This is a genomic window from Lacinutrix chionoecetis (assembly GCF_053604665.1).
In genome coordinates, this window is sequence record NZ_JBSHNQ010000084.1 from 93,799 (window position 1) to 111,645 (window position 17,847).

At 33.6% G+C, this 17,847-nt stretch carries 18 protein-coding genes; 5 read left to right on the forward strand and 13 right to left on the reverse strand.

Annotated elements, in window-relative coordinates; translation table 11 throughout:
• Positions 1 to 9: 9 nt before the first annotated feature.
• Genes ACVC43_RS10335 through ACVC43_RS10365 form a run of 7 tightly spaced genes read right to left on the reverse strand, consistent with a single transcriptional unit; the run spans position 10 to position 5,868 of the window.
• Positions 10 to 1,491 (reverse strand): geranylgeranyl reductase family protein, encoded by a 1,482-nt coding sequence (locus ACVC43_RS10335; RefSeq protein ID WP_452224440.1) that lies wholly within the window; start codon positions 1,489 to 1,491, stop codon positions 10 to 12.
• A gap of 4 nt (positions 1,492 to 1,495) precedes the next feature.
• Positions 1,496 to 2,524, reverse strand: a complete 1,029-nt coding sequence (locus tag ACVC43_RS10340; RefSeq protein WP_452224441.1) for a polyprenyl synthetase family protein — start codon at positions 2,522 to 2,524, stop codon at positions 1,496 to 1,498.
• Positions 2,525 to 2,528: 4 nt separating this feature from the next.
• Positions 2,529 to 3,203, reverse strand: a complete 675-nt coding sequence (locus ACVC43_RS10345; RefSeq protein ID WP_452224442.1) for a hypothetical protein — start codon at positions 3,201 to 3,203, stop codon at positions 2,529 to 2,531.
• Positions 3,193 to 3,873 (reverse strand): COG1470 family protein, encoded by a 681-nt coding sequence (locus ACVC43_RS10350; RefSeq protein WP_452224443.1) that lies wholly within the window; start codon positions 3,871 to 3,873, stop codon positions 3,193 to 3,195. The genes ACVC43_RS10345 and ACVC43_RS10350 overlap by 11 nt, the downstream gene beginning before the upstream one ends.
• 12 nt (positions 3,874 to 3,885) lie before the next feature.
• Complete coding sequence (locus ACVC43_RS10355; RefSeq protein ID WP_452224444.1) at positions 3,886 to 4,569, reverse strand: hypothetical protein; 684 nt, start codon at positions 4,567 to 4,569, stop codon at positions 3,886 to 3,888.
• Positions 4,553 to 5,356, reverse strand: coding sequence for a COG1470 family protein (locus ACVC43_RS10360; RefSeq protein WP_452224445.1), 804 nt, complete (start codon positions 5,354 to 5,356; stop codon positions 4,553 to 4,555). The genes ACVC43_RS10355 and ACVC43_RS10360 overlap by 17 nt, the downstream gene beginning before the upstream one ends.
• A 23-nt stretch (positions 5,357 to 5,379) precedes the next feature.
• Complete coding sequence (locus ACVC43_RS10365; protein ID WP_452224446.1) at positions 5,380 to 5,868, reverse strand: hypothetical protein; 489 nt, start codon at positions 5,866 to 5,868, stop codon at positions 5,380 to 5,382.
• A 236-nt stretch (positions 5,869 to 6,104) separates the two neighbouring features.
• Here ACVC43_RS10365 and ACVC43_RS10370 point away from each other — a divergent pair, with 236 nt between their 5' ends.
• Positions 6,105 to 7,103 (forward strand): NADP-dependent oxidoreductase, encoded by a 999-nt coding sequence (locus ACVC43_RS10370; RefSeq protein ID WP_452224447.1) that lies wholly within the window; start codon positions 6,105 to 6,107, stop codon positions 7,101 to 7,103.
• A gap of 2 nt (positions 7,104 to 7,105) precedes the next feature.
• Positions 7,106 to 7,912, forward strand: a complete 807-nt coding sequence (locus ACVC43_RS10375; protein ID WP_452224448.1) for a type 1 glutamine amidotransferase domain-containing protein — start codon at positions 7,106 to 7,108, stop codon at positions 7,910 to 7,912.
• 205 nt (positions 7,913 to 8,117) lie between these two features.
• Here ACVC43_RS10375 and ACVC43_RS10380 read toward each other — a convergent pair whose 3' ends face one another.
• Positions 8,118 to 9,314, reverse strand: a complete 1,197-nt coding sequence (locus tag ACVC43_RS10380) for an acyl-CoA dehydrogenase family protein (protein WP_452224449.1) — start codon at positions 9,312 to 9,314, stop codon at positions 8,118 to 8,120.
• A 181-nt stretch (positions 9,315 to 9,495) separates the two neighbouring features.
• Between ACVC43_RS10380 and ACVC43_RS10385 the strand changes: the two genes are divergently transcribed.
• Positions 9,496 to 10,416, forward strand: coding sequence for a glutaminase (locus ACVC43_RS10385; protein WP_452224450.1), 921 nt, complete (start codon positions 9,496 to 9,498; stop codon positions 10,414 to 10,416).
• 426 nt (positions 10,417 to 10,842) lie between these two features.
• On the opposite strand, the gene ACVC43_RS10390 is transcribed toward ACVC43_RS10385, so the two are convergent.
• Positions 10,843 to 11,034 (reverse strand): cold-shock protein, encoded by a 192-nt coding sequence (locus tag ACVC43_RS10390; protein ID WP_028282170.1) that lies wholly within the window; start codon positions 11,032 to 11,034, stop codon positions 10,843 to 10,845.
• A gap of 356 nt (positions 11,035 to 11,390) precedes the next feature.
• Here ACVC43_RS10390 and ACVC43_RS10395 point away from each other — a divergent pair, with 356 nt between their 5' ends.
• Entirely contained in the window at positions 11,391 to 11,669 is a 279-nt protein-coding gene (locus tag ACVC43_RS10395) for a hypothetical protein (protein WP_452224451.1), read from the forward strand.
• A gap of 87 nt (positions 11,670 to 11,756) precedes the next feature.
• Here the strand turns inward: ACVC43_RS10395 and ACVC43_RS10400 are convergent, their stop codons facing one another.
• The 3 genes from ACVC43_RS10400 to ACVC43_RS10410 all read right to left on the reverse strand — a co-directional run bounded on the left by ACVC43_RS10400 (position 11,757) and on the right by ACVC43_RS10410 (position 15,259).
• Positions 11,757 to 12,680 carry a mechanosensitive ion channel family protein gene (locus ACVC43_RS10400; protein WP_452224452.1) on the reverse strand — a complete coding sequence of 308 codons (924 nt, stop codon included), beginning with the start codon at positions 12,678 to 12,680 and terminating at the stop codon, positions 11,757 to 11,759.
• Between the two features lie 96 nt (positions 12,681 to 12,776).
• The gene (locus tag ACVC43_RS10405; RefSeq protein ID WP_452224453.1) at positions 12,777 to 14,174 is read right to left on the reverse strand and encodes an NAD-dependent succinate-semialdehyde dehydrogenase; all 1,398 of its coding nucleotides are present in this window, start codon (positions 14,172 to 14,174) and stop codon (positions 12,777 to 12,779) included.
• Between the two features lie 17 nt (positions 14,175 to 14,191).
• The gene (locus tag ACVC43_RS10410) at positions 14,192 to 15,259 is read right to left on the reverse strand and encodes an alkene reductase (protein WP_452224454.1); all 1,068 of its coding nucleotides are present in this window, start codon (positions 15,257 to 15,259) and stop codon (positions 14,192 to 14,194) included.
• Between the two features lie 274 nt (positions 15,260 to 15,533).
• On the opposite strand from ACVC43_RS10410, the gene ACVC43_RS10415 reads away from it, so the two are divergent.
• Complete coding sequence (locus ACVC43_RS10415) at positions 15,534 to 16,466, forward strand: DUF302 domain-containing protein (protein ID WP_452224455.1); 933 nt, start codon at positions 15,534 to 15,536, stop codon at positions 16,464 to 16,466.
• Between the two features lie 60 nt (positions 16,467 to 16,526).
• Here the strand turns inward: ACVC43_RS10415 and ACVC43_RS10420 are convergent, their stop codons facing one another.
• On the reverse strand, positions 16,527 to 17,840 hold the full coding sequence (locus ACVC43_RS10420; RefSeq protein WP_452224456.1) for a DEAD/DEAH box helicase: 1,314 nt from the start codon (positions 17,838 to 17,840) through the stop codon (positions 16,527 to 16,529).
• Positions 17,841 to 17,847 lie beyond the last annotated feature (7 nt).

Consider the following 17,847-nt stretch of genomic DNA (forward strand, 5'->3'; position numbering starts at 1 on the left):
ATTTTTATTTTAAACTTTCCTCTTTAAATCTTTTAAATCTATAGATTTAGCAACATGTGTTGCCACTGTAAATAATTTCGAAGCCGTGTTACTTGCCCAATTTAAATGCATTTTAGGGTGCGCTTTTAAATCTTCGATAAGTTTAAATAATTGTTGCGTGGCTTCTAAACTATTATCTATTGAAGCTTCAGGTTTTTTTAAACTGTTGGTTAATGATTTACCTATTTCTATTCCTCCTTGTTTTAAAGATTTTAATATAAATGATGGTGTAAGTGCTTTGTAGGAAGGATACGTGCCTTCAAAAACACCAGCAATAATATCTGCATAGTCTTTATCTTCTTTGGCACGTTCTATCATAACGGTTAAAATGGTCATCCAAACTTTAGTAAACGATTTGTTTCTTGGAAATTGAACTAACAAGTTCGATAAGGCAAAGTCATAGCCAATCTCTTTGTTTACCTTTTTTGTAAAGGCAGATAACGCAATAGACGAGAAATTGTCCGCTTTGCAACAATCTTCAATGGTTTTAGAAGCCCATCGCGCACTCAATAATGCATATTGTATACCATCACCACTCAAAGGATTAATTAAACCTGCTGCCTCACCTACCATTAATAACCTGTTATGCGTGATTTTTTGTTCGGAATTAAAAAATGTAATTGGCCAACCATCAATGCGCCCTTCTATTTCTCCATTTCCTATACGTTTTAAAATATCTGGATTATTATTAATATGATTTGTTAAAAGGTCTTTAATGTGTGGCGGTTTTTCTGGTAACGTTTTAGAAATCATAGCTATTCCAATATTTGCACCATGCGCTCCTTTAGGAAACATCCAAAAAATGCCAGGAAATCCACCTTCATCAAAATAAATATCCACACGATCTGTGGGACCATTTACGTTATTATAATAGGCACGTAAGCCAAGTAGTTGATAATCGTCTTTAGGTTTTCGTTGATGTAATTGCCTTGCTATGGTGGAGTTACTACCATCTGCGCCAACAATAAGTTTTGCTTTAAGTGAAAAGGTTTTATTATCATCTTTTAACTTTATAACCGCAGCTGTAGATGTAATGGTATAACTTACAACACGTGTGCCTTGTAAGTAAGATGCTCCTGCTTTTTGTGCGGCTTCGAAAATCAAGTTATCAAGTTCTATACGCGGAATAATTCTGGCATGAAATGGCAGGTGATCTGGTTTAGAAAGGTTAATAAACGCTTTACTGTCCTTTAAAAATAAACCTACGTTGGTTATTTCGTTTGCTTTTTTAAATGTCTTGGTTTTAGTAATGCCCATTGCTTTTAACTCTGCCAATGCTATTGGGCTAACACCATCACCACAAATTTTATCTCTTGGAAAGATACAGGCTTCTGCAACAATCACTTTAATACCTTTTGAAGCTAAATGAAAGGCTAATCCACTTCCTGCTGGTCCTCCACCAACAATTAGCACATCGCAATCATAGTCTATTTTAGGCGTAACCGTTATCATTTATTTAATACTCTCTGTTAATCATGTATAGTATAATACTCTCAATTAGTGATTTATCTTTAGATTCTGGTACTCTGGAAAAAATAGAATAGAACTCTTTTAATGCGCCTCCAGCCAAATATTTTGATGTTTTTTTAGCAAACTCTATAGAGTTATAATATTTCATTAATTGTAGTATCTGCAGCGCATCGTCGTGTTTTCTTTTCTTAATAGGAATGGCTAAAAATTCTTTCACCATTTTTAATTCTTCAGCATTACAATGTTCTAACAAATGAATAAGCATGAGTGTTCTTTTGCCTTCAATAATATCACCACAAATTTCTTTACCATACTTATCCTGGTTTGCCACAAGGTTTAACACATCATCTTGAATTTGAAAAGAAGTTCCCATAAAATAACCTAATCTGTTAAATATGTCTGGGTTAATTTTTCCTTTTGTTCCTATTATTGCTCCAATTCTAATTGGGTGAATACAAGTGTACCAACATGTTTTTTTTAGTATCATTTGTAAATAATCCTTCTCTTTTAAGTTACAAACGTTGTCTTTTCGCCAACCCAGTTCCATTGCCTGGCCTTCTACAGATTCTAATACCAAATGCTGAATTTCAGAATAAATTTTGAGCGCTACTTTATCGCCTAAGGTTTCTCTGTTGTTTATTAACGGCTGTAATGCCAAAGCTTGCATAGCATCACCAATGTTAATGGCTATAGCGTTGGTAGTCATTTCATGAAGCGTGGGCTTGCCACGTCTAAAATAGCTCTCGTCTTCACAATCGTCGTGGACAAGGAAAGCATTATGTAATAACTCTAAGCAAACGGCAGAATTACTGGCATCTTCTCTTTTTCCGCCATACGCCATGCACGTTGCAATACACAATCCTGGTCTAAAGCCTTTTCCACCTCGATTTGGATAGTCGGCAATAAGATTATAAAGATATTTTTTGGGCTCCTTATCTGGAATATAATCATGAATACCTTTTAAAGTTTCTGCACCATAACCGGCAAGCATAGATTTAATAAAAAAATCTTCCATGGTGTTATTCTATTTCTATTTTAAGCAGTACGTTAATTATTGTATTATTTGCATCAGATATAAATGCTGAATAATTTCCAGGTAAGGCTTTTTTAGGAAGCTTTAATGTTATAGTAATTTCTGTTTCTTCTTGTGGTTTTAAAGTGAAATTATCAGGTTTTATTTTTAGTGCTCGCGCGTTTACAATTAAATTATTAGGCCCTAATAAATGTGTTTTTTGGAACTTTATTTTAGTAGACGCTTCTGAATCTTCAAAAAGTGTGAATTTAAAAACTTCTGTTTGTCCAGGTTTTAGAGGTGTAGCTGTTTCTAAAAGTGTAACCGTACTTTCCTTTTTTGTTTTTTCAACTGGCTCTTCATTTTCAACCGCGTTTGCAAGACTTCCTACTTGCTTTGAAATGGCTGTAAGTGCATCTAAAAAAAGATCAACAGCTTCATGAGTATCTCTCCTTATACGATTCATTAAATCGTCTGGATTACTCCTTATATCCTCAACATCTAAAATTTTTCTTTCAATTTTTTTAGCTGCTAAAATGCCTGCTGCAATTTCTTCTTCAAGAACATTAACGGCAGAATTTATTACTTTTTGAGCACCATTTAGGAGTTCTTCATTTTTTATAGCATTAAAAAAATCGTTGTTTAGTGTTTTTCTAAACGGCTCTTTTTTTTTATTGGCCATTTGCGGAATTTTTAGTTGGTTTCTTGGGTTTGGTTGGTTTTTTTTGCACGCTTAAATGCACTAGAAAGTGAGCAGGCTCAAAGCCCAGTACCTGAACTTTACTTTGGTAGTCTCCTGGTTTTACCTTCGCTCCTATCTTTACCTCTATTTTTATAGTTTGAGATTCGGCTGGTTTTAAACTAAACGATTGCGGTGTAAATGTCGTTTTAAAATTTTGTACACTACTGTTGTCCACATTAATAAAGTCCTCGTTTTTAAGAGTACAAACGGCCTCCTCTTTTTTGGTGTTATCTAAAACAAACTGCAATATTGCGGTATTGCCAGCAACAACAGTCTCTGTTAAAACAAATGCTGCAGTGTTCTTGTTATCCTGAGTATTAGACTCATTACCATTACTTGGCTCCTGATTGCTATTTATAAGTTTTTTAGACAATTCGAACCCTAAATCCACCATATTTTTGTAGTGATCAAGATTTAATTTGGTAAACGCAGTAAAAGCGCCAACCATAAGATCAGGTTGAAAAGGATTAATTGTTTTTTTCTGGCTTCGTGAGTTGGATAAATCACTCACCAAATTAGCGCCTTGTTTAAGGTACTGCGAATTAATTTCTATTGTTTTTTTAACAATACTTTCAAAATCCTTTGCAATATTATCACGCTCCTGACTCATGTTTTAAGTTTGTTAAGATTTGTTTTGAGCAGTGCCTGGTGTTGTAGAGTCACTTTTTTTGCGTGGTTCACAATAAAAATGAGATTGCCAGTTTAGCCATTTTTGCTTGTATTTACTTTCGTCGTAAGGAGAAACTTCTGTAATGGTAGCATTTGTTATATACAGTGAAAAACAAATGTTTTGATTAATATCTTTTTCTCTTATTACAACTTCAGTGGTATAGGTATTTCCTGCATTATAATTCGCTAAATCTAAGCCCATTAGCACGCGTTCGCTTCGTCCAGGCTGCAACGTTACAGAAGTTTTATTTAAAACCGGTTGACTTGGTGCAGTACTACCATTATTATCTGTTAATTCACGAACACCAACACGGTATGTTTTTATTGTTGAGCAGGTGTTTTTTATAGAGAAAGGGACAATAATTCGCTCGTTGCTAACTGCTTGCCGATGTATCGTAGCAATACAATGTGGTGGGCATTCTTGTTTTGGCGGACAACAATTACTATGTTTATTATTTATAAAAGAAGATAAATTTATAGTGAGTAGTTCTCCCTTTAAAATGCTGTTGTTTATACCTGAAGCGGTTTCAAACATGTTATCCATTAATGGTTTCATCGTCTCTAAAGACAATCTTGACATTTTCTCAAAATTGTCTGTTAGTGTTCGCTGTATAGAAGGTTCATTTTGCTGTTTCATTGCCACGTGTTTTAATTGGTTTGGTATGTGATTTAATGACTACATATATTTCTTTATTCCAGAATCTGAAAGTGCCATCATAATCGATTTTAGAATCTGCATTTTTCGGAATTGTAAAATGCACATGAATGATTACGCTATTACCTGGTTGTACCACATCTCCAAATTCATCTACAGAAACTGAAACCCAATCAATAAGATTGGCTTTTATGTTTTTAGAAACATCGTCTAACGTAGATTCCAGACTATCATTACCTTTATCTCTAAAACTAATTCCAAAAGCACGACACAATAAATCCATATCTAACAAAGCACCATGCTTTAAATTAGGAATTTGAAACGGAAGATTTCCAGTGTTTGTTAGTGTAATAACAGCGGTATGTTTTTTACCAGGTGACGTATCTAAAAACGTAAATTCGCTGGGATGTATATCTATATCTACTGTAGGTTGCACTATCATTTTTACTTTATGCATTTCCTTGCCTAACATGATATAATTTTCATAAGTTCCAGGAGGAGTTGTGGATGGCAACTTATGATTTAGATTGATTAACTTCTGTTCTCCGGGATTCAATCGTATTGAAAGTCTCATAAAATCGGCTGCTGAGTTACTAATTTTCTTTTTGTTTTTATCTATAAGTGCTAACGATTTTATGCGTAATTTATCTTTTTCCTTATTCACAAATTGTACATGTCCTTTAAGATCATTAGGCGAACCATTAAGTATAATCTCTTTTTCTACAATTTTTATTTTTTCTTGATAATTTTCAGAAGTTATAGTAATCATAAAGCATAGATTTTAGCACTGTATTATTTTTTAGAGGTACTTTTCGTTTTTTTTCCTTCAGGGAAAGGCCTTGTATCTGGTTCACAACAATCGGTTTCACATCGCTCTGCTGCATTTGGAACGTAAGGCTCGGTAATAACCTGGCTTTCTCCTCCCATACAAACGCTCATTAATTCTACGCCAAGCACTTTAAAACACACGTTAGAATAATTAGGTATCCTTACACGTACTTTCATAAAGTCCTTAATGTCTTCTAAAGTAAAACGAGGTAGATTTAAAATTTCTATTTTACTGTCTGTACTCACTGGCGCATTAGAATCTCCTGTTAGTTTTAGCACATTATCTGTGGCTAAATTTCCGCTCACTTGTGTGCCTATTGTGCCTCCATGAACTGCGTTGAAAGCACCAGATAAGCGCGTGTCTAACCCTCCATCTATAAAGGAATCGACATCAAAAGGACTTGTTGGGTTTATATCGTGAGTAAATTTCGTTGGAATTTTTGGTACACTCATAATAAGAAGTATTGGTTTAGATTAAAGTTACAAAAAAAATGAATACCATTTTGTAATTTTTTGTTTTAATTATATGACTATTAGAATGTTACGTGCTATTTATCTTTTTGAAGCATCAAGATGTTATAAAAAAAAATTTACGTTTTTAAACCTATTAATTATAAAAACATTAAGACAATTATATAATTATTTCATTAAGTTTATTCACTTATAAAAACGTTAGAAAGAAAATAATTATGATAAAAACCATAACATTAAAACACAGACCCGAAGGCAGACCTAAAATTTCAGATTTCGAATTTGAAGAAGATAATTCAACATTACAAGTTAATGATGGAGAATTGCTTTTAGAAACTCTTTATGTATCTGTAGACCCTTATTTACGAGGACGTATGAGCGACGCTAAATCGTACGTCCCTCCTTTCGAGCTTAACAAACCCATACACTCTGGTGTTATTGCTAAGGTTACAACCTCAAAACACGACAACTTTAAAGAAGGTGATTTTGTAACCGGAATGTTAGACTGGAAAACCAAACAAATTTCTAATGGAGAAGGACTTAAAAAAGTTGACCCTAACAGAGCAGATTTAAGTGCTTACTTAGGTATTTTAGGCATGACAGGCTTAACAGCCTATTTGGGTTTAACACAAATAGGAAAACCTAAAAAAGGTGAAACTTTAGTTGTTTCTGGTGCTGCAGGTGCTGTTGGAAGTGTGGTTGGACAAATAGGAAAAATTTTAGGCCTAACAGTAATTGGCATTGCAGGAACAGATGAAAAAATAGAATTACTAAAAACCAAATTTGGTTTCGATGTTGGTATTAATTACAACACAACCAAAGACATGAAAGCCGCAATTGCTAAAGCTGCTCCAAATGGTGTGGATATTTATTTTGATAATGTAGGCGGACCAATTTCTGATGCTGTATTATTTAATATTAATAAGTTTGCGAGAATGGTAATTTGTGGTGCAATTTCGGTTTATAATAATGAAAAACTGCCAATGAGCGTTAGCGTCCAACCGTTTTTAATTAAAAACAGTGCTTTAATGCAGGGCTTTATTGTTTCTAACTTTGAAGCCGAATTTTCTAATGCTATAAAAACATTAGCAACTTGGTTAGCAGAAGGTAAATTAACCTACTCTGAAACTATAGTTGAAGGATTTGATAACATTCCAAAAGCCTTCATCGATTTATTCGATGGTAAAAATAAGGGGAAAATGATTGTAAAAATTTAAAGATGAAAACCATAAAAACCGTAGCCTTAGCGCTCACCATTATAACAGCAATTAGCTGTAAAGACAGTAAAAAGGAAACACCTTCTGAAAGGGTTTCAGAAGAAAAAACAGCATTAAAAAAAGATAAAACGATGAATATATTATTTGTATTAACCTCACACGACAAATTAGGAGATACAGGAGAGAAAACAGGATTTTGGGTTGAAGAATTCGCAAACCCTTATTACACATTAATAGACAAAGGAGCTATTATTACTATTGCCACACCAAAAGGCGGCATAGCACCAATAGATCCAAGAAGTGATGACCCAGACGCTGCAACAGATGCAACACGACGTTTCGATAAGGATGAGGAAGCTAAAACCCGTATTGCAAACACTAAAGTTTTGGCAGATATGAATCCGGATGATTTTGATGCGGTTTTTTATCCTGGTGGACATGGTCCATTATGGGACTTAGCTAACGATGAGACTTCTATTGCTTTAATTGAAAAATTCTACGCGCAAGAAAAACCAATAGGTTTTGTTTGCCACGCACCTGCTGCCTTAAAAGATGTTAAAGATGCTCATGGTAATGCATTGGTAAAAGGCAAAAAAGTAACTGGTTTTACAAACTCTGAAGAAAAGGCAGTAGGCCTAACAGAAGTTGTACCATTTTTAGTAGAAGATATGCTAAAAGAACATGGAGGCATCTATTCTAAAAAAGAGGATTGGGCTGCTTATGCTATACAAGATGGATTGCTTATTACTGGTCAGAATCCAGCCTCGTCGGAGTTAGTGGCAGAAAAAATTTATAATAGTTTAAAATAGAGTAGTTATATTCTATTTCTGAAAAAGGTTGCCTTTAATTAGGCAACCTTTTTTATTAATAAACTCTATCCTGTCTGGATCTTAATAAGAATGATTTTATAGAATATGATTAGGTTTTAGATAAAATCAGTCATTATTTTTATTATGGTTAAAATATAAATGAAATTCTAAAGCAAGCCTTAAAACTATATTATTAATAGTTAGATTACTTACTACCCTTCTCTCTAATTCGTTGAAATAACTCTTTAAACAAACCACGAGATATCAACACTTTCATTATTTCATTGGTACCTGCATAAATTCTCGCAACTCTATTATCTGCATACATTCGAGCAATGGGGTAATCCCACATATAGCCATACCCACCAAATAACTGTAAACATTCATCTACTACTTTACCATGCATTTCGGTTGCTGCGTATTTTGCTATCGAGGCGTTTTCTGCAGTAAGTTTATGGTTAGAGACCAATAGCGTGCAACGGTCAATAAAAGCCTGATGAAGCTGCAATTGCGTAGCACACTCGGCAAGTTTAAATTGTGTATTTTGGAATTGGGCAATAGCTTTTTTAAAAGCTGTTCTGGTAGAGGTATATGCTATGGTTTTTTCTATAGCACCTTCTGCTCCACCAATAGCGCCAAGAGCAACTGTTAAACGCTCGCGTGCCAGTTCCTGCATCATAATTTTAAAGCCAGCACCTTCTTCTCCTAACAAATTTTCTTTTGGGACTTTAACATTATCAAAAAACAATTCGCAGGTATCTTGTGCTTTCAAGCCTATTTTTTTAAAAGGAACGCCTTTTGTAAAACCATCGAAGCTACTTTCTATAATTAATAATGAAACACCTTCGTTTTCAGTTCCAGAATTGGTTTTTACGGCAACTATAGACATATCACACATAAAACCGTTTGTTATAAACGTTTTTTGTCCGTTAACTAAATAATAATCTCCTTTATCTGTTGCTGTAGTTCTTATCGCTTTGAGGTCGCTCCCACAGTTAGGTTCTGTCATCCCGATGGAAGTAATTAGCGCTCCTGTGGCCATTTTTGGAAGGTGTTTTTGCTTTTGTGCTTCGCTACCATATTTTAAAAGATAGGGTGCCACGATGTCTGAATGTAATGAAAAACCAGGCCCAGTAATACCTTCTTTATTCATTTCCTCTATAAATAAGGCACTAAAACTAAAATCTAATCCGCTACCACCATACTGTTCTGGAATATCTATACAAAGTAAACCCAATGCACCCGCACGTTCCCAAATGTCTCGACTAACCATGCCATCTTTTTCCCATGCATCTATTTTATCAATCATTTCATTTTTAATGAAATCCTGAATCATTTTTTGCATCATTTTATGTTCTTCTGATGCATAAACTTCTCGTTCTAAAAGGACATTTTTTAGCATATTCAACAAGTATGGTATTTGAAACTTATCTAAAGATAACACCTTTTGTGCTTCATTTCTATAAAAATATAATCTTTTATAACGTTGTTATTTATTGGTTAAATAAAAAACTAAAAAAGGAAATATCTAAATGCAAATTAAAAAGTAACTTGGCTTTTTTAATTTATAACATATTTAAGTAATGCATCCAGATTATAAGAACATTATTAAAAACGCTTATGAGCAAACTGTTTTACTTCCCGACAGCGGAAAACTTGCAACCTATATTCCTGAGCTTGCCAATGTAGACGCAACTAAGTTTGGCGTTCATATTACGCCACTGGATGGAGCATGTTATGGCATGGGTAATAATTTAGATAAATTCTCGATCCAGAGTATTGCTAAAGTGTTGTCTCTTACGTTAGCTTACAAAATACTTGGAGAGAAAATATGGTCGAGAATAGACGTTGAGCCTTCCGGAACGAAGTTCGATTCTCTTCTATTACTGGAAAGTTATGAAGGTATACCAAGAAATCCATTTATAAACTCTGGTGCTATTGTGGTTTGCGATATCCTGATTTCTGTTTTAGGAAATGCAAAAGAAGAATTCCTTGATTTTGTTAGAGACTTAAGCGGCTTGCCAGATTTAACTTACTCTGATGATATTGCCGATTCTGAAAAAGCCAATGGCTACCGCAATACTGCCTTATGTAATTTTATAAAATCTTTAGATAATATTAAAAATGACCCAATTGAGGTACTGGATTTTTATTTCGATATGTGTTCTCTTGAAATGAATTGCCAGCAGCTTTCACATACCTTTACTTTTTTGGCTAATAGTGGAATAAAATTAGCCGATGGCAAAAAAATAATTTCGAAAAGTAAGTGTAAACGAATTAATGCACTCATGCTAACCTGTGGCTTTTATGATGAGTCTGGCGAATTTGCTTTTAAAGTAGGTTTACCTGGAAAAAGTGGTGTTGGTGGTGGTATAGTTGCATTGTATCCAGGAAATTACGCCATTGCTGTTTGGAGCCCTAAATTAAACCCTAATGGAAATTCTTACAAGGGCATGAAAATACTGGAAGAAATAACCACACACTCCGAACTGAGCATTTTTTAGTGTTTAAATGAATCAATAAAGACCTACTGAATTTGTCTAAAACATTATACAGCCTTTAAAACATTAATTTAGTTTGTTTTATTGTGAAAGTAATGAGCCTTTTATTTTGAATCTAAGTATTTATTCCCTATATTAGTTAAATCGTAATTGGGGTGCTTAAGTTAAACAGCTGAAATTATACCCATTGTACTTCGTCGGGTAATGCCAACTGAAGGAATTATGAAGTTAAAGGGAATTAAGATGTAAAAATCTTTTAATTCCCTTTATTTTTTTTGACTTCGATTTTAATCATAATCTTCTACCAAGCGCTTGTTTTAATTACAAAAAGCTACAGTAATCACCAATAAAACCCTATTCAATTCAGTTATAAGCAAAAAAAAAGCCCATCTAAAAGATGAGCTTTACTTGAAAATATATGAATATATCTTAGATAACTTTTACGTTAACTGCGTTTAATCCTTTGTTTCCTTCTTGTAAATCAAATTCAACTTCATCACCTTCTCTAATCTCGTCGATTAATCCAGAAATGTGTACAAAATGATCTTTATCTACACCTTCTTCTGTGATGAATCCAAATCCTTTTGTGTCGTTGAAAAATTTAACTGTTCCTTTACTCATTGTAATGTAATTTAATTTATTAATATTTAATACTTTGCAAAGATAGTGCCATTACTTGACAAACCTATTAAATACTTTATATATTAATTAATTGAGTCTTTTAAATGGTATCATTAGTGACTCAAATATCAAAATTAAACCTGATTTTAAAGGCTTAAGGTGGTATCAATCAGATTTCAATTTTTTATTAATAATTACGTATCTCAATTAAAAGAGTTAACATTTTCTGTTAAAACTTAGGTTAAATAATCTTAATTCTTGAAATAGACATCACTTTTTGTTTAACTTATATACGTGAAGTGAAAGCATAATGCTTTTTCACTCAACATATTATTAATACTTAAAAATCAACTATTATGAAAAATGAAGACAAAAAATATAATTCAAATATTACAAAAGAAGATAAAAAAGCATTAGGCGAAGAAACGCAGAACAAAAGAACCAATAATTTAGGAGACGATTCACAGTTAAGCAACCGTGAGAAACCAGTTGATTTCGCTGGTAAAGATTTAGATATACCTGGTCGTAATGCCGTTAAGAAACATAATTCTACAACATTAAGGGATGAGGAAAACCAGCATCACAGCCAAGGCAGTGGACATAACGACCATCTTGAGGATGCAGAGAACCACTAATAAATTATTTTTAACATAGTAAAAAACGCTTGAAATTTTAGTTTTAAGCGTTTTTTAGGTTGTCATAATACGGAAAAACTTGCGTTATTATTCCTTATTTGATTTATCTTCATTTTTATCAGTAATTACGCGTAAAGGTATATCCTCTTCGTTACCATAAAGCTTAAGCTCTTTGATGTCTGCTGGAAGATTAAAGCCTTCCGTTTCAAGTTTTTGTTTTACTTCTCTAATAATATTACCACGCACGACGATAGCAGATTTTCTATAGTCTAAGGTATCTACCCAAAAATAGACTTTTAGATTTACTGTACTGGCAGCAAGCTCATCTTCGAAAACAAAGTTCTCATGTGCCTCGTCGTGGACAATGTCCTTATTATTGGCTAAAATAGAATTGATAATTGCTTTTGCACTATCGATATCATCTTCGTAACCTATACCAACAATAAAATCGTTTCTAAAAAAGCCATCTGCTGTATAATTTTCTACGGGTTTGGTAAGTACATCGCTGTTAGGAATGTAAATATCACGTCCATCGAAGGTTTTCATGTGAATATATCTAAAACTTAAAGCTTTAACCTTCCCAAATAAATCTGCAACTTTTATAGTATCGTTAATATTAAATGGTCTGTTAAATGCCAAAATAATACCTGCTAAAAAGTTTTTTCCTATATCTTGAAATGCAAAACCCAGCACAATTGCTGCACCACCTGCAGCTGTTAAAATTCCTGTTGCGACACCGCTTAAACCTGCAATTTGCAGTGCCAAGAGAATGGCAATAAGTGTTAGCACTATTTTTATTGCCTGAGCTAAAAATTTTGCCATTAAGGGATCTTCGGCCTTTTTAAGAATACGCCTTCTATAGATACCAGTTAATAATTTTGCTATAAGAACACCAACGATAATTACAAGAATACCTAATGCTATTCGAGGTAATACTTCAATAAAACGGTTGTAGTAGTTTTCAAGTGAGTTAGTAAGTGTTTCTGTAGTTGTTTGCTGTGAGTTTTGCATATCACTTTAATTTTCTGTTAATGTATTAATTACGTTTCACTACATAAGCCTGTAAACAATTAAATTTACAGGCTTAATTATTTAATAGATGTTTTATTATTTACTATTATTAAGCAGAATTGATTTAGAATTTACAAATTCTCTAATTCCAAAACCACCATGTTCTCTCCCATATCCAGAGTCTTTAACACCTCCAAATGGCATATTTGGATGTGCCAAGCCAAAGGAATTAATATTTACCATTCCTGTATCGAAATGGTTTTTAGCTAAGGCTATTGCTTTGTCTTCATCTTTACTAAAAATACCTCCACCTAAACCGAAACGACTGTCGTTAGCAATACGCATGGCATCGTCATTATCTTTGGCTTTAATAAGTGATGCAACAGGTCCAAAAAGTTCATCATCGTAAGCAGGTTGGCCTGGCTTAACATTATCGAGAACAGTTGCAGGATAAAAGTAACCTGTTTCTTTTGGTATTTCTCCACCACAAAGAATATTGGCGCCTTTCTTAACGCTTTTTTCCACTTGCTCGTGTATTGTTTCTCTTAAGTCCTTACGAGCCAATGGTCCCATTTTAGACTTCGAATCCATTGGATCACCATACTTAATTTTTTTCATACCTTCTACAAAGGCAGTTTTAAATTCGTCGTAAACTTTATCTACAACTATAAAGCGCTTAGCTGCAACACATGTTTCTCCATTGTTGTAAATACGACCAGAAATACAAGTTTTAACAGCTAACTCAATATCTGCATCATCAAGAACAAGATACGCATCATTACTACCTAATTCTAAAACAGTTTTCTTTAACACTTTTCCTGCTTTCGCTGCTATCTCTTTACCCGCCTTAGAGCTTCCTGTTAAGGTAACACCTCTTACTAATTCGTTATTAATAATCTCATCGGAAGTTTCGTGATCGATAATTAACACTGTAAACAAATTTTTAGGCAAGCCAGCTTTCTCAACAATCTCTTTAAGTTTTAAAGCAGATCCTGTTACATTTTTAGCATGTTTTAGTAGTACTCCATTTCCAGCCATAAGATTTACAATGGTATATCTTGCGGCCTGATATAATGGAAAATTCCATGGCTGAATGCCATAAATAACACCAATTGGTGCTTGTTGTATTATTCCTCTACCTCCATTTGGCAACGCTCTTGTTTCATCTTGTAATTGTTTTATACCTTCGGTTGCAGTGTATTCGCATATACCAATACATAATTCTATTTCCTGATGGCTTTGCTTAACTAACTTACCCATTTCTTCGGTCATTAATTTTGCATACTCATCTTTAGCATTTTCAAGTTCTTTTCCTATTGCTTTAATTATTTTGGCGCGTTCTTCTAAAGCGACTAATCGCCATTCTACATAAGCTTGATGACATGATTCTACTGCAGATTTGGCTTCAGCAGAAGTCATATAATTATATTGTTTAATCGTTTTCTCTGTTGAAGGATTAATGGTTTCAAATCCTTTATCTTTTTTCGGTTTCATATTTTTTGGTTTTAAAATTAATAATCGGTATAACCTTCTTTTCCAGCTGTATAAAACAACTCTTGTTTTGGCTCTGTTAATTTTTTATCGTCTTTAAGTTTATTTAGTAAATCTGGATTACTTATAAACTGTCGTCCTATGTAAGCTAAATCGAAGCCATTGTCCAAAACTTGTTGAGCCTTTTCTTTAGAATCGATATCGCCTCCTGTGATTACAGGTCCTGTAAATGCTCCTTTAATAGTTTCTTTTATCTCTGTCTTAAATTTTGGCGCTCCCATAGAACCTCTATGGTCCACCAAGTGTATGTAAGCAACTCCTGATTTCTTTAATTCGGTGGCTAAATAGACGTATAATTCTACAAGGTCATCGTAATTAGATTGTACATCATTCATTTCGCCATATGGTGAAAAACGGATACCCACTTTGTCGCTACCAACTGCTGCAACTACTTTCTCTACCGTTTCAAGCACAAATCTTGCTCTATTTTGAAAAGTGCCACCATAACCATCTTCCCTTAAATTAGATTTGGGATTTAAAAACTGATCCATTAAGTAGCCATTTGCAGAGTGTAGTTCTACACCATCCACTCCTGCTTGCACTAATTTAGTGGCAGATTCCACATACTCTAATTGCGTGGCTATAATATCTGTTAACGTCATCTCACGCGGCGTTTCGTGTTCTACCAAACCTTTAGCATCTGTCATCATCTTTCCAGAAGCTTTTACTGCACTTGGTGCAATGGTCTCTCCTGCCTCTGGTAAATTTTCGCTCGCTGTAATACGTCCGCAATGCATTAATTGAACAAATATTAAGCCTCCTTCTTTGTGTACACCTTGTGCAATTGCTTTCCATCCTTCAATTTGTGCAGGACTAAAAGCACCAGGAATCCTAGGGTATCCTAAGCCGTTTACAGATGGAGACGTGCCCTCAGATATTATTAAACCGGCACCAGCTCTTTCGCTGTAATAGGTTTGCATTAAGTCGTTAGGTACGTTATCGATAGCTCTGGACCTCGTCATTGGTGCCATAACTATTCTATTTTTTAGATTTAAAGTATTAAGTTTATAAGATTCAAAAATTTTCATAAAATAAGATTTGATTGTATTAGTTGTCTATCTTTTAAAGTTAGCTAATGAAATAAACAATACCTATCGCTTTAAGAGTATCTTATGATAGAAATAACTTCTACGTTAAAATTGATAGTAATTACACACATTAAAAACATCCGATTATTCTCCGAGCCTACTTATTAACAAAATTTTAGTATTATTCCGTGTATTGAGTTAAGACTTAAGGGATACGAGTTAATCTATAATTAACTAAAGTGTTAACTTTGAGAAACCGAAAATTTTAAAGATTATGAAAAAGACAATAACTACTACTATTTTATTATTTATGATGGTATTAATTTCATCATGTAATAGTGATGACGATACTGCAATTATACCACAGCAAGAAAACAACCCTAATACAGAAGGTATTGGCTATTCAAAAACCGATGTATCTGCCAGTACTGTGTATGATAATATTATTGAAAGTTTAAACGCCAATGGTGATATTTCTATTGTAGCGGAGGTTAATCATTCAGCTAATGCTCAAAATGCGAATTTAAACTTAGATTATACGAGAACGGTTTATTTTGGAAATCCTGCGTTAGGGACTCCTATAATGGAGGAAAACATTAAAGCAGATTTGGATTTACCACAGCGTATAACAGTTTACACAGATACAGAAGGCAAAACTATTGCAGCCTATAACTCTGTCGATTATTTAATAAACAGACACTTAGTGGAAAATGCTTCTGCAACTAACATGATAGCTACTGCTCTTTCGAATATAGTTAGCTCTTCTACTGGTAATGACATCGTATTAAATACTGGTAATACTCAGGTTACAGATGGAATTATAACTGTATTAAGTGATAATGATTTTAACACGACTTACGATAATATTATTGCCAATTTAAATGCGCTCGAAAATGTTTCTATAATTGCAGAAGTTGACCACAAAGCAAATGCTCAAAGCGTTGGTATGGATTTAAATCCAACTAAACTTATTATTTTTGGGAACCCTGCCTTAGGTACACCTTTAATGCAAGAATCTAAAACTACTGCTTTAGATTTACCGCAAAAAATGCTAATCTATCAAAACAGCATTGGTGCTGTAAATATTATTTATAATGATCCTTATTATATAGCTGCAAGACATGGTATATTAAATAATGACGATAACTTATTACTTATTTCTGATGCCTTACAGGAAATTTCAGAATCTGGTGCTGCGACTAATTAGTCGTTCCAAAAAAAACAAGTAAAATAATTAGCTGATAATTTAAAGATTATCAGCTTTTTTTTATTCGATTAAACTCACCCTAACCTTTTTTTTCTTTAATCTTGTATTATTCGTCTTTTCTATAACAGACTGAATCTTCTCCTTAGGCACCGCAACAAAGGCACAGTCTTGTTTTAATTCAATAACACCAAGTTCATTACGCTCTAAATTGCCTTGCTTAAAAAACAGACCTGCAATATCTCCTTTAGATATTTTATCTTTTCTACCGCCAGAGATAAATAGCGTGCTCCATTCGCTTTCCATTTTTGTTTGCTTACCTCCTACTTTTTCTATTTGCGAAGTGTTTATAAATTCTGGCAAATACTCATTTTCCCATTGTAAAACATAGGCTGTACCTTGTGCATTCATTCTGGCTGTTCTTCCATTTCTATGTGTGAATTCTTCAGCTTTTAACGGCAATTGATAATGAATAATAAAATTAAGCTCTGGAATATCTAAACCACGAGCGGCCAGATCTGTAGCAATTATAATCTGGTGTGTTCCGTTTCTAAATTTTATTAAAGCACGTTCCCTATCTATTTGCTCCAAACCACCATAAAATGTACCGTGTGGAATATTATTTTTTTCAAGAAAATCGCTTACATATTGTATGGTATCTTTAAAATTACAAAATATAATTCCAGGTTTATTACCTATATGGTGGAGTAAATCTACAAGTGTCTGTAGTTTGTTTTTATCTGGTGAGAGTACTTTTTTAATTTCTAAATTTGAAATTTTTGAGTCTAAATAATCAATAACTATTTCATTTTCTAAGCCAACAAATTTTGGAATTTCCATATCCTGAGTTGCCGATGTTAGTACACGTCTTTTAATATTTGGTAAACCGGCTATAATTTCACTCATTTCTTTTTCAAAACCAATTTCAAGAGATTTATCGAATTCATCTAAAACCAAAGTTTCAATGCCTTCAACTATAACCGTTTCTCGTCTTAGATGGTCTGCCACGCGACCAGGCGTACCAATTAAAATTGCGGGTGCATGTGCTAATTCAATTTTATCTTTAGAAAATGGTCTGCCACCATATACGGCGTTAGCCTTGAATCCAGTTCCCATTTCACGTATAACCTGTTCTATTTGTATGGCTAATTCTCTGGATGGTACTAAAATTAGCAATTGTACATTTTCGCAATTAGCATTTAAATTTTCGAGCGTTGGCAATAAAAAAGCAACCGTTTTTCCTGTTCCTGTTGGTGATAATAATACAGTGTTAGGAGTAGAATTTATAGACAAAAGCGCTTCCTCCTGCATAGGGTTTAGAGCTTCAATATTCAATTTCGCTAAAATAGCTTGTTGGGATTTTATGTTTTTAGACATTTAAAAT